At 38.3% G+C, this 12,903-nt stretch carries 15 protein-coding genes; 14 read left to right on the top strand and 1 reads right to left on the bottom strand.

Annotated features, from left to right (window positions below):
• Positions 1-46 precede the first annotated feature (46 nt).
• From aroA to ACIQLB_RS01125, 9 genes are all read left to right on the top strand, one after another.
• Positions 47-1,333: a 3-phosphoshikimate 1-carboxyvinyltransferase gene (gene aroA / locus ACIQLB_RS01165; protein ID WP_400719935.1), complete on the top strand. Its 1,287-nt coding sequence runs from the start codon at positions 47-49 to the stop codon at positions 1,331-1,333.
• A 95-nt stretch (positions 1,334-1,428) separates the two neighbouring features.
• Positions 1,429-2,697 carry a tetratricopeptide repeat protein gene (locus tag ACIQLB_RS01160; RefSeq protein WP_400719933.1) on the top strand — a complete coding sequence of 423 codons (1,269 nt, stop codon included), beginning with the start codon at positions 1,429-1,431 and terminating at the stop codon, positions 2,695-2,697.
• A 14-nt stretch (positions 2,698-2,711) separates the two neighbouring features.
• Entirely contained in the window at positions 2,712-3,269 is a 558-nt protein-coding gene (locus tag ACIQLB_RS01155) for a ReoY family proteolytic degradation factor (RefSeq protein ID WP_370047958.1), read from the top strand.
• Between the two features lie 209 nt (positions 3,270-3,478).
• Positions 3,479-3,928: a DUF2487 family protein gene (locus ACIQLB_RS01150; protein WP_400719930.1), complete on the top strand. Its 450-nt coding sequence runs from the start codon at positions 3,479-3,481 to the stop codon at positions 3,926-3,928.
• 154 nt (positions 3,929-4,082) lie between these two features.
• Entirely contained in the window at positions 4,083-4,589 is a 507-nt protein-coding gene (locus tag ACIQLB_RS01145) for a Rieske (2Fe-2S) protein (protein ID WP_400719928.1), read from the top strand.
• A gap of 14 nt (positions 4,590-4,603) precedes the next feature.
• Positions 4,604-5,278: a menaquinol-cytochrome c reductase cytochrome b subunit gene (gene qcrB / locus ACIQLB_RS01140; protein ID WP_053482547.1), complete on the top strand. Its 675-nt coding sequence runs from the start codon at positions 4,604-4,606 to the stop codon at positions 5,276-5,278.
• Between the two features lie 42 nt (positions 5,279-5,320).
• Positions 5,321-6,115, top strand: coding sequence for a menaquinol-cytochrome c reductase cytochrome b/c subunit (locus tag ACIQLB_RS01135; protein ID WP_400719926.1), 795 nt, complete (start codon positions 5,321-5,323; stop codon positions 6,113-6,115).
• A gap of 317 nt (positions 6,116-6,432) precedes the next feature.
• Complete coding sequence (gene lhaT, locus ACIQLB_RS01130; protein WP_400719924.1) at positions 6,433-7,029, top strand: lipoprotein heptaprenylglyceryl N-acetyltransferase LhaT; 597 nt, start codon at positions 6,433-6,435, stop codon at positions 7,027-7,029.
• Positions 7,030-7,089: 60 nt separating this feature from the next.
• Positions 7,090-7,764, top strand: a complete 675-nt coding sequence (locus tag ACIQLB_RS01125) for a zinc metallopeptidase (protein WP_427562006.1) — start codon at positions 7,090-7,092, stop codon at positions 7,762-7,764.
• 132 nt (positions 7,765-7,896) lie between these two features.
• Here ACIQLB_RS01125 and ACIQLB_RS01120 read toward each other — a convergent pair whose 3' ends face one another.
• Positions 7,897-8,766 (bottom strand): YitT family protein, encoded by an 870-nt coding sequence (locus ACIQLB_RS01120; RefSeq protein WP_400719921.1) that lies wholly within the window; start codon positions 8,764-8,766, stop codon positions 7,897-7,899.
• Between the two features lie 115 nt (positions 8,767-8,881).
• Between ACIQLB_RS01120 and ACIQLB_RS01115 the strand changes: the two genes are divergently transcribed.
• The 5 genes from ACIQLB_RS01115 to ACIQLB_RS01095 are packed head-to-tail and all read left to right on the top strand — an operon-like array spanning position 8,882 to position 12,798.
• The gene (locus ACIQLB_RS01115; protein WP_400719919.1) at positions 8,882-9,217 is read left to right on the top strand and encodes a nucleotide pyrophosphohydrolase; all 336 of its coding nucleotides are present in this window, start codon (positions 8,882-8,884) and stop codon (positions 9,215-9,217) included.
• Positions 9,217-10,014, top strand: a complete 798-nt coding sequence (dapB, locus tag ACIQLB_RS01110) for a 4-hydroxy-tetrahydrodipicolinate reductase (RefSeq protein WP_400719917.1) — start codon at positions 9,217-9,219, stop codon at positions 10,012-10,014. The genes ACIQLB_RS01115 and dapB overlap by 1 nt, the downstream gene beginning before the upstream one ends.
• 19 nt (positions 10,015-10,033) lie before the next feature.
• Positions 10,034-10,438: a methylglyoxal synthase gene (mgsA, locus tag ACIQLB_RS01105; protein ID WP_400719915.1), complete on the top strand. Its 405-nt coding sequence runs from the start codon at positions 10,034-10,036 to the stop codon at positions 10,436-10,438.
• Positions 10,439-10,472: 34 nt separating this feature from the next.
• Complete coding sequence (gene bshA, locus ACIQLB_RS01100; protein ID WP_400719913.1) at positions 10,473-11,618, top strand: N-acetyl-alpha-D-glucosaminyl L-malate synthase BshA; 1,146 nt, start codon at positions 10,473-10,475, stop codon at positions 11,616-11,618.
• Complete coding sequence (locus tag ACIQLB_RS01095; RefSeq protein ID WP_400719912.1) at positions 11,605-12,798, top strand: CCA tRNA nucleotidyltransferase; 1,194 nt, start codon at positions 11,605-11,607, stop codon at positions 12,796-12,798. Before bshA ends, ACIQLB_RS01095 begins: the two co-directional genes overlap by 14 nt.
• The last annotated feature ends 105 nt before the right edge of the window (positions 12,799-12,903 follow it).

Below are 12,903 nucleotides of genomic sequence, written 5' to 3'. Positions count from 1 at the left end.
TCGGAATTACGGCGCTTTCTATCTTCATATTGGGGGGAAGAAAACGATGAGTGAAAAAGTATTACAATATGATAAACCTTCCTTACAAGGGACTTTAACGATTCCAGGTGATAAATCTGTTTCTCACCGTTCAGTTATGTTTGGAGCTATTGCAATGGGTAAAACGACAGTTGACGGCTTTTTATTAGGTGAGGATTGTTTGAGTACAATTGATTGTTTCCAAAAGCTTGGTGTAAAAATTGATGTGGATGGAACAAATGTATCCATCGACAGCCCAGGTATAGAGGGTTGGCAAGAGCCGACAGAGGTACTATACACAGGAAACTCTGGTACGACGACACGCTTAATGCTAGGGATTCTAGCTGGATCTACTGTACATTCAGTGATGACAGGGGATGCGTCAATTGGAAAGCGACCGATGCGCCGTGTTATTGATCCGTTACGTCAAATGGGTGCTCGCATTACCGGAAGGGCAGATGGGCAATATACGCCTTTAGCCATTCAAGGTACGACAGTACAAGCTATTGATTACCACATGCCTGTCGCAAGTGCACAGGTAAAGTCAGCTATTTTACTTGCGGGTTTACGTGCTGAAGGTACTACAATTGTGCGAGAAACTGAAGTATCTCGAGATCATACTGAGAGAATGCTACGTCAATTTGGTGCGCAGGTTGATGAGGTGGATGGTGTTATTTCATTAAAAGGAGGGCAAACTCTAACAGGGACGCATGTTTCTGTGCCAGGTGATATTTCATCTGCTGCCTTTTTCTTAGTAGCGGGAGCTATCTGTGAAGATAGTAAAATAACGTTAGAAAATGTCGGAATTAATCCTACACGAGATGGTATCATCGAAGTGCTTCATAATATGGGAGCATCTATAACACTTATGCCAAATGAAGATAGCCAATCAGAGCCGACAGCAACAATTACAATTGAAACGTCAACATTAAAAGGAACTACAATTGAGGGAGATATTATTCCTCGTCTTATCGATGAAATCCCGATACTTGCTTTATTAGCAACGCAGGCAAACGGTAAAACTATTATTAAGGATGCCGAAGAGTTAAAAGTGAAGGAAACAGACCGGATAACGGCTGTAGTGGATGAATTGAAAAAACTAGGTGCTAATATTGAAGCAACTGAGGATGGAATGATTATTGAAGGACCAACTCCATTACGTAGTGCTAGACTTCAAACCTATGGTGATCATCGTATAGGAATGATGGGCGCTGTTGCAGCACTAGTAACAGATGGGGCTGTTACTTTAGATGACGCAGAATGTATTGCGGTTTCTTATCCATCGTTTTTCGAGCATATAGAGGAAGTAATATAAATCTATGCTTGACTCTCCAAGCCTTTTGGGGAGTTTTTTCTTGTTTCGAAAGAAAATGTTTTGTAGCATAAAGGTATTAATGAAAGAATAGGTGAATGACTGTGAACAATGCGATGACTGAAATGATGCAAGCACTTGAACAAGGGGACTTAGCATTAATTGAACAGCTACTTGAAACATTTTTAACGAAGGAGCTACCTGAGGAAATTTATGCGCTATCTGAAGTTTTTATGCAGTATGGATATATGAAGGAAGCTGACCGTGTACTGGAGCATTTACAATTTTTATTCCCAGAAGAGGCACAGTTAAAAATTGATCGTGCAAACGTCTTAATGGAACTTGGCGATGAAGATGAAGCGTTAGATTTTTTATTAGAAGTAGAGGAGTCATCTCCAGAATATCCTCAAGCATTATTAGTATTAGCGGACTATTATCAAATGCAAGGGTTATTTGAAGTAGCAGAAATGCGCATCGATGAGGCACTATCTATTTTACCAGAAGAGCCATTATTACAATTTGCTAAAGCGGAGCTTTTATTTGAAACGGGTCGTTTTTTAGAGGCTGCGAGATTATATGAAGATTTGTATGAACAACAAGTTGAATTTGCTGGGGTAAGTCTTGTGGAAAGACTTGCTGAGGTGTATCGTGCAGGAGCTGCCTATGAAACGGCTTTAGATTACTATTTAAAAGCACTTGATGATGAAGTAAAGCCAGATGTTTTATTTGGTGCTGCGTATTCAGCTTTTCAATCACAAAAATATGAAATGGCCATTAAACAATTAGAGGAATTAAAAGAATTAGACCCTGATTATTTTTCTGCCTATTTATTACTTGCTGAAAGCTATGCTATGACGGAAGACAATAAAAAAGCATACGCTGCCATTCTGGAAGGATTAAAGCGTGACGAATATGATAAGTCCTTATTCTTATTCGCTGGTAAAATGGCTTTAAAAACTGGTTTGCCAGCTGAAGGCGAGCAGCATCTACGTGAAGCCATTGCCTTAGATCCTGAATACATGGAGGCAGTATTAGCATTAATCTCTGTGTTGTCACAACAAGAGCGTCATGAGGATGTAATAGAATTATTTGAAACGTTGCAAAAAAATGATTTTGAATGGAGTACTTTATACCCATTTGCTGCGGTTGCATATGAAAATTTAGAATTGTACGACCGTGCATACGAATTTTACCGTTTGGCATATAATGATTTTAAGGAAGACGCAATGTTTTTGGAAAAATATGTTTATTTCTTATTAGAGGAAGGAAAGCGTTCAGAAGCTAAAGAAGTACTCGGTCAATTAATAACTATTCAGCCGGGTGAACTTGAGTGGCAAGAGAAGTTAGAAACCTTAGAATTTGAGTAAAGGAGGGAGTGGGTATGACTGCTTCTGTATCAGTTGTCGATAAAAAAGCATTTGTTAGATGGTTTTTAAAAAATTATCAATTGAAACGTCGTGAATGTGTATGGATATTGAATTATTTATTAAGCAATGATGAGTTATTAACACGAATTCGATTTGTTGAAGAAGCCCACTATTGCCCTAGAGCAATGGTGATGTCAACAGTTGACTCAACAGGTGTGCCATTTCGTTTTTACAAAGGAAATGTAATGACAGCAGATGCCGAGAAATCTTTCCATGATTTACGCTTACATGAACATGAAGATATGTATATACAATTGAATTTTCCAAATGTACCACCAAGTGCACAATACTTAGCAGTTCTTGAAGAAAACCCTTATATGCCGGAAGCACTCATTGTCAGTGAAAAAGATCGTTTACTGGCAGAAGAGCTGCTTTCCAACAGCTTACTCGTATTCCAAGAAGAAAAATTACTCGCGCAAATTGATGAAGCCCTCGATCAGGGAGATGAAGAGCGCTTTTATGAATTGTCTAATTTGTTACAAGCTTTAAAGGAAACGGCTAATTTACATTAGTTTTAGGTAAAAATTGAATGTCCTTTATCTACCTCGATATGATAACATAACAAGTGAATGATTGTTTTCACTTTTTATTGGCTATCCTATTGAAGAGTGGAGAAGGGCATTTTTTTTATCTTCATTCAGTGGTACCAAACACCTACTGAACGAAGATAACAATTTCTCCAAGGAGAAATTGATTTATGTAACATGAGGAGGTTTGTGAGATGTATTTTAATGCAACTGATGTGACATCGTTTATGGCACAGAAGGAATTTATCGATACAGCAATTGTTCCACTCGTAACCGTCGATTTAACTTCTGAAAAAATGACACAGAGTGGTACAGAGGCAGATTTTTTGTTATCGCTCACATCTTTTATCGAACAACAGTTTAAAGGCCGTCTATTACTGATGCCACCATTTTCGTATAATGCAACATTAAAAAACGAAGATATGCCGAAGCAATTAGAGGCACAATTACATAATGCTGGTTTTAAGCATGTGTTCTTCATTACTTGTGACCATTTTTGGACAAATATTGGAGATGAAGTAAATGTTATTTGGCTACCAGCGATTCCGTTAGAAAGTATGGATAAAGGTGTGAAAAACTCCATTCTCGAAGATCAATTGCGACAAGTGATTCCGATGTTTTCGACCAAATGGACACAAATTTAACAATTTGTTTCAATAATTGTTCACATTCTCCAGCTTTCCACAGAATGCTATATTGACCAAGCTATGGAGTTGATATATCATAGATATGTCCTAGTATTACTATTTGTAAAAGTATGTCCGTTGGACTGACCTTTAAGTTAGAGGGGGGAAAAAAATGAGTAATAATCGAGTTTCACGTCGTCAATTCCTAAGCTATACACTAACAGGTGTAGGTGGCTTTATGGCGGCAGGTATGCTGATGCCAATGCTTCGTTTTGCAATAGACCCAGTACTACAAAAACATGGTGGTGGGAACTTTGTAAAAACAGAGCATAAAATCGCTGATATTACTGACAAACCTGTTAAAGTTGACTTAAAATTTGAACAAGTTGATGCATGGTACAAATCAGAAGTAACAAACGTAGCATGGGTTTTCAAACAAGGCGATCAAATAGTTGCATTATCTCCTGTTTGTAAGCATTTAGGATGTATGGTGGACTGGGGAACAGATTCAACACACCCAGATCAATTCTTCTGTGCTTGTCATGGCGGACGCTATGAGAAGAATGGTAATAACGTAGCAGGAACACCACCATTAGGTCCATTGGATGAATATGAAGTTAAAGAAGATGATGGTTACTTATCGCTTGGGCCAATTCATCCAAATACTCTAGTTAAGTAAGGGGGTACAAAACAGTGCTAAATAAAATTTATGATTGGGTCGATGAACGCTTAGATATTACACCGATTTGGCGTGATATTGCCGACCACGAAGTGCCAGAGCACGTGAACCCAGCACATCATTTTTCAGCATTCGTTTACTGTTTCGGTGGATTAACTTTCTTCATCACGGTAATTCAAATTCTATCAGGTATGTTCTTAACAATGTACTATGTACCAGACGTAGTGAATGCTTGGAAATCAGTTTATTATTTACAAAACGAAGTAGCATTTGGTGAAATCGTACGCGGTATGCACCACTGGGGAGCTTCATTGGTAATCGTTATGATGTTCTTACATACACTTCGTGTATTCTTTACAGGTTCTTATAAGAAACCTCGTGAATTAAACTGGATGGTTGGTGTAGGTATTTTTGGTGTTATGATGGGTCTTGGTTTTACAGGATACTTATTGCCTTGGGATATGAAAGCATTATTCGCTACAAAAGTAGGTATCCAAATTGCTGCATCTGTACCGTTTATCGGTGAATGGATTAAAATCTTATTAGCGGGTGACTCAACTATTCTTGGTGCTCAAACGTTAACACGATTCTTTGCGATTCATGTATTCTTCTTACCTGCAGTATTGTTTGCATTACTTGCAGCACACTTTATCATGATTCGTCGTCAAGGAATTTCAGGGCCGTTGTAATAGTTCTTGACGGTTCGATGATTTTTTAAAGGAGGGGACATAATGCATCGCGGAAAAGGAATGAAATTTGTTGGTGATTCTCGTATTAAAGCGAATCACAGAATGCCGAACGTTCCAAAGGATTATTCCGAATATCCAGGTAAGACGGAAGCTTTCTGGCCGAACTTCTTACTAAAAGAATGGATGGTTGGTGCTGTATTTTTAATTGGTTATTTAATATTAACAGTTGCACATCCATCACCACTTGAAGGACCAGCTGATCCGACAAGAGCGTACATTCCATTACCGGACTGGTACTTCTTATTCTTATATCAATTATTAAAATACACATATGCTTCAGGTCCATATAATGTTATTGGAACAGTTGTAGTTCCAGGTCTTGCATTTGGAGCGCTATTATTAATGCCATTTTTAGATAAAAGTCCAGAACGTCGTCCATCTAAACGTCCGTTACCAACAGCGTTTATGTTATTGACTCTGGCAGCTATGTTTTACTTAACATGGGAAGCAGTTGCTAACCATGACTGGGAAGCTCAAAAAGCAATGGGCGCAATTAAAGAAGAAGTTAAAGTTACTATTGATGAATCACTACCAGGTTATAAAATTTGGACTGGTGAAACAAGTGACGCAGCTCAATCTTGTATCGGCTGTCATGCGGCTGACTTAAAAGGTGGTCCAGCTGCTCCAAAATTACTTGGTAATGAACTAACAGCTGATGAAGTTGAAGATATTATCCATAATGGCCGAGGCAAAATGCCAAAAGGTGTATTCAAGGGTACAGATGAAGAAGCGAAGCAAATAGCTGAATTCATTGCAAGCTTAAAAGAAGATAAATAAGTATAGTTTAAAAGAGTCAGGAAACTGGCTCTTTTTTTCTTCTAGTATAATAATGTGACTGTTACAACTTCAAAAAAGTTCCCGCAAAATGTATTTTAGTTGTTCTATAATAGTTATGAGGATAAACATACTATTAGGTTGAGGCAAATGCCCACTACTCCTGCGCCTAATCGGAACGGAAACATTTAGGATTTGGGTAACAAAAATACTGCCAATATTCATTATCGATAGTATGTGGCAAAATAAAGACTAGTTTATACATAATAACAATTAAAAAAGGCATCTTAGTAAAGACAGAAGATAAAGGAGTTTTAATTATGCAAATTACACGTGCAAACATCTGGTATCTCCTTACGCATAAGTCATTTTTAATACTATTACTTATTATCAATCTATTAGGAACTATTTACGGTTATTATTGGTATGGATGGCAGCTTGCCATCACAAAGCCAATTTTTTATATTTTCGTACCGGATAGCCCGACAGCTAGCTTATTCTTTTGCTTTGTATTGCTAGCTTGGATTATGGATAAAAAATGGCCGTTAATGGAAGTGCTAGCCCTTATTACATCGGTGAAATATGGAATTTGGGCTGATGTTATGAATATTTGGACGTTGATTGAAACTGGATCTATTGGTTGGCAAGGCTGGATGCTTGTGGGCTCGCATTTTGCGATGGCTGTCCAAGTAATTTTGTATCTCGGTAAATATGTTTTTTCATACTGGCATATTGCCGTGGCAGCGGTATGGACATTGCATAATGATGTGATTGATTATGTATTTGGCCAAATGCCTATGTATCGAGATTTAGCAGATTATACAAACTATATTGGCTATTTTACTTTTTGGTTATCAGTTACATGCATTTTCCTAGCCATCTTCTCAATTAGGTGGCGCAAATATTTGCCGAATTAGGTAATTGATTATAGAATTATAGTATCGAAGTTGAAAGGGGTTAGAAAATTGTCAACAAGTATGTATATTGTTTATTTTGCAATAATAATGCTACTACCACTTTACGCACAGATGAAAGTAAAGGGTACGTACAATAAGTTTGCAAAAGAACGTACAATGAAGGGACAAACAGGTGCAGAGGTAGCGCGTGCGATTTTAGATGCGAACGGCTTATATGATGTACGAGTTGTTCCTACACAAGGTGTATTGTCTGATCACTATAATCCGGCAACAAAAACAGTTGCATTATCGGAAAGTAACTTCTACGAGGCGAGTATTGCTGGTGCAGCAGTTGCTGCCCACGAGGTTGGCCATGCCATCCAGCATAAAGAAGCTTATTCAATGCTGACATTACGCAGTAAGTTAGTTCCCGTTGCAAATATTTCATCAAATATGTCTTGGATTTTTGTAATGATTGGTATTTTTGCAAGTAGTGCGAATATGTTACTTTTAGGTATCGTATTATTGGCTGCAGGTGTGGTGTTCCAATTAGTAACGTTACCAGTAGAATTTGATGCATCAAAGCGTGCGTTAGTGCAAATGAATTCTCTAGGAATTATTACAAATGAAGAAGAGCGTCCAGCACGAAAAGTGTTAAGTGCTGCAGCATTAACATATGTTGCCGCAGCAGCAGTAGCTGTATTAGAATTATTACGTTTAGTATTAATCTTTACAAATATGCGCAATGACGACTAATAAAAAACTTGTTGTAGTGGTATTTCACTATAGCAAGTTTTTTAATCCGCTAATTTACTATGTAAAAAAAGCCTACCTTCAACGAAAAAGTAAAATTTATTCGAGGAGAGCAGGCAGATTATATTATTCATGTTAATGAAGCGGTTGTTTTTCGTTGTCTAGCGTGAAGCCTTCTCCTGCAACATCTCGTACTTCTATTATAGAAACGAAAGCATGTGGATCAACCTCATGAACAATAGATTTTAAGCGTACAACCTCATTGCTGCCGATGACACAATAAATAACTTCTTTTTGTTGCTTTGTAAAATGGCCATGACCTTCAAGTATAGTAATGCCGCGTTCCATTCGTAAGGCAATCATCTCAGCAATGGTGCTAGATTTTTCAGAAATAATAAGTGCTCCACGTGCAGCATATGCTCCTTCTTGAACAAAATCAATGACGCGCGCACCAACGAATACAGCAACGAGGGTATACATCATAGAGCGTGCATCTAAAAACGTTAGCCATGATAGGATAATGACAATTGCGTCAAAGATGAACATCGTTTTACCCATACTCCAACCAAAATATTTATGCCCAAGGCGAGCCAAAATATCTACACCGCCAGTTGTACCACCAAAGCGAAAGACGATACCGAGTCCTAGTCCAACAAAAACCCCTGCAAAAAGAGCAACAAGTAGCAGATCGTCCTCTAAATGAATAGTAAATTGATACTTTTGGAAAACTTTAAGGAAAACTGAAACAGATAAAGTTCCAACAAGCGTATAAATAAATGATTTTTTCCCAAGTAAACGATAACCAATAATAAACATAGGAATGTTTAAAAGTAAATTCATTAAGGCAGGGTCCCAGCCAAGTGTAAAATAAAGTATGAGTGTAATCCCACTTAGGCCACCTTCACCAAGTTGATTTTGCATGTTGAAGTGGACGAAGCCGAAGCTAAAAACTGCAGCTCCGAGCATTATTGCGATGATATTGCTGATTTTGATCTGTTTTAGCATATGGCCTCCTGAAGTTCCAAACAAATGAAGTAGTGCTATCTATTATCTGATATTTTATTGTTTTTGACAACAATGGTGTAAATTTTATACGATGGTAAGTAGGAGTGTGATTTAGATGACTGAACAAGTGACAATGCATGCTTTACAGCAGCGTGTGGATGATTATATAGGACAATTTAAGGAAGGCTATTTCCCACCATTTGAGTTACTGGCACGACTAACCGAGGAGCTTGGTGAATTGTCTCGCGAGGTGCAGGACGTTTACGGGCAAAAGAAGAAAAAGAGTACAGAGGAAGCAAACAGTATTGAAGAAGAATTAGGTGACTTTTTCTTTGTTTTAATTTGCTTTGCAAATGCGCAGGGCATTAAATTAGATGAAGCACTTTTACGAGTTATACATAAATTTGAAACAAGGGATAAAGATCGCTGGACTAGAAAGGATGGAGAATAATGTCAATTCGTGTAGTAATAGCAGGACCTAGGGGAAAAATGGGGGCTGAGGCTGTACATACGGTCATGAAGCATGACAAAATGGAATTAGTAGCTGTACTAGATTATAAGGAAGTAGGAAAAACATTAGCTGATCTGGAGATGTTTCCGGCAAGTTATACGGCACCAATCTTTACAGATATGTCTGAACTTGTTGAGGCGACTGCACCAGACGTATTAGTAGATTTAACAAGCCCACATGCAGTATATAAACATACTAAAGAGGCCTTGAATTTGAATGTACGACCTGTAATTGGTACAACAGGCTTTACAGATGAACAACTAGTGGAATTATCAGCAATTGCTAAAGAAAAAGAGCTAGGCTGTATTATTGCTCCAAACTTTGCGATAGGGGCAATCCTAATGATGAAATTTGCTAAGGAAGCGGCAAAATATTTACCTGATGTTGAAATTATTGAAATGCACCACAATCAAAAGCTGGATGCGCCATCTGGAACAGCTGTTAAAACGGCACAATTGATTCAAGAGGTGCGAGCACAAAAAATGCAAGGACATCCAGAGGAAAAAGAAACAATTGAGGGTGCAAGAGGGGCAGAATTTGATGGCATGCGTATTCACTCTGTTCGTTTACCTGGTTTAGTGGCACACCAGCAAGTGTTATTTGGCGGAGATGGGCAGCTATTAACCATTCGTCATGATTCGTTAAATCGTAATTCTTTTATGTCGGGTGTAGCATTCTGCGTAGAAGAAGTCATGAAAATGGATCAACTTGTATATGGTTTAGAAAACATCATCTAAAGATTGGGATGGAAGTAATATGAAAATCGCATTAATTGCACATGATCGTAAAAAAGATAATTTAGTACAGTTTGCTATTGCATACCGAAATATTTTAAATGAGCATAAGTTGTTTGCTACGGGTACAACGGGAGAGCGTGTTATTGAAGCTACAGGCTTAGAGGTAACACGTTTTCGTTCAGGACCACTCGGTGGCGATCAACAAATTGGCGCAATGATTGCCAATAATGATATGGACATGGTCATTTTTTTCCGTGATCCTTTAACAGCACAACCACATGAGCCAGATGTTTCTGCACTTATTCGTCTTTGTGATGTTTACCAAGTGCCACTGGCCACAAATATGGGAACAGCAGAAATATTACTAAAAGGCCTGCAAGAAGGCTTTGTGGATTGGAGACTGATTCAAGAAAGACGAAATTAAAAAAAAGACGTGATTTAGAAAGGATGATAATCGAATGAAAAAGCTAAAAATCGGCATTACCTGTTATCCAACAGTTGGAGGCTCTGGTGTTATTGCAACAGAATTAGGAAAAATGCTTGCAGAGAGAGGGCACGAGATTCATTTCATTACCTCAAGCGTACCATTTCGATTGAATAAAATTTATCCAACCGTCTTTTTCCATGAAGTAGAAGTTAGCAATTATTCAGTATTTCAATATTCGCCATATGATATAGCATTAGCGAGTAAAATGGCGGACGTGATTAAGGATGAAGAACTAGATGTGCTGCATGTGCATTATGCAATCCCACATGCTGTCTGTGCTGTTTTAGCACGTGAAATGAGTGGTCGTGACATTGGGATTGTCACAACATTACATGGCACAGATATTTCGGTACTTGGGCAGGATTCCACTCTTTCACAGGCAATTAAGTATGGCATTGACAAATCTGATATCGTTACGACAGTATCAGAGGCATTAAAGCAACAAACCTATGAGCTTATTGATACAGTAAAGCCGATTAACACGATTTACAACTTTGTTGATGAACGTGAATACTTCCCACGCAATTCAGGTAACTTAAAGGAGCAATTTGGGATTCAAGAAGATGAAAAAGTTATTATTCACGTATCTAACTTCCGTAAAATTAAAAATCTTCCGCATATTATAGACGCCTTTATGAAGATTCGTGCAAACATGAAGGCAAAACTATTACTTGTGGGAGATGGTCCAGAAAAGCATCGTGTAATGGATCAAGTAAAGGGAACTCCTTATATGGAGGATGTTCTATTTTTAGGAAAACAAGAAAATTTGGCTGAATTGTATGCGATAAGTGATCTTAAATTATTACTATCACAGCAGGAATCATTCGGGCTGGTTTTACTTGAAGCAATGGCTTGTGGTGTACCTTGTATTGGATCAGCTGTAGGCGGTATTCCAGAAGTCATTGAGCATGGTGTAGATGGCTATATAGTGGAATTAGGTGATACGGACGCAGTGGCAGAGTATGCCGTGAACCTATTGAATGATGAAGAGAAATTACAACATTTCCGAGAAGCAGCTATCCGTGCTGTTGATGAAAAATTCCATTCATCTAAAATTGTAGAACAATATGAAAAATTGTATGAAAAGGTTGCTGAAAGAAATCATGCAAAACAATAAAGAATGGCAAGCAGCCTATTCAGTTATTGAACAACTAGAAAACGCAGGCTTTGAAGCAGTGATCGTCGGTGGTGCGGTTCGAGATGCTATACTCGGTCGTCCTGCTCACGATGTAGATGTTGCAACAAATGCCATGCCAGACGAAGTAAAGTCTATCTTTAATCACACGGTTGATATAGGGATTCAGCATGGGACGGTACTTGTTATCGTGCCAGCTGGATCGGTGGAGGTAACGACATATCGCACAGATGGTGAATATAAGGATCACCGTAGACCAGAGGAAGTGCAATTTGTACGTTCACTAAAAGAAGATTTACAGCGGCGAGACTTTACGATGAATGCCATAGCGATGCGTCGTGATGGTTCTTTTGTTGATTTTTATGGAGGACGCCAAGATATTGAGGTTGGTGTAATTCGAGCTGTTGGTGACGCGCAGAAACGCTTTTCGGAAGATGCATTACGAATGCTGCGAGCCGTGCGTTTTTCAGCTCAGCTTGGTTTTCTAATTGAATCAGAAACCTTGAAAGCAATGCAGGACAAGGCTGATAATATTTCTTGGATTGCGAAGGAGCGCATAAAGGCAGAGCTCGATAAGCTATGGGTAGGGAAAGATGTTTTTAACGGTATAAGAAAGCTTGAGGAAAGTAGCTTAGTGAATTATTTGAATGGTACTTTTCAAACTGATGACTGGTCTGAATTTAACACGCAGGACAAGCTATTAGGCTGGGCATATTTTGCGGTTTTACAGGGTGATCATTGGCGAGAAGTGCTAGGTGACTATCGTTTATCAAATAAGGAGATGGCATTTGTAAAAGCTGTGTTAGAAGCTTTAAAAGCTTTAAAAAGTGGCTGGACGAAAATGGATTACTTTTTGTATACACAACAGGAACTAGAGACAGCTTGTTATTTTGCGAAGCTGAGACAGCTTGACGTTCAAATGCCACAGCAAAGTATTCATGAAATACAGACGAAGCTTCCCATTAAACACAAGCGAGAGCTCATTGTAAACGGTACAGATTTAATAAAATGGTCTGGAAAAAAAGGTGGACCATGGGTAAAAGAAGCTTTGCAGGAGATGCTTGAAGCAGTTGTGAATGGCGATCTTGAACATGACCGACAACAGATAAAGAATTGGATAGAACACTATTATTTTAAAAAAATGATAAACATCGATTTTTAAACGAGGAGCCGGTCTCAAAAAATGAATGAGACGGCTCCTTATTATTAATTTAAACTCTATTTTTCCCTAAAAGATATTTGATGATAGATTGTGGTCAATTGTCAT

Origin of the sequence: Lysinibacillus sp. NPDC092081 (assembly GCF_044755845.1) — a bacterium.
Taxonomy (GTDB): domain Bacteria; phylum Bacillota; class Bacilli; order Bacillales_A; family Planococcaceae; genus Lysinibacillus.
This window is presented reverse-complemented; position numbering and strand designations above follow the sequence as displayed.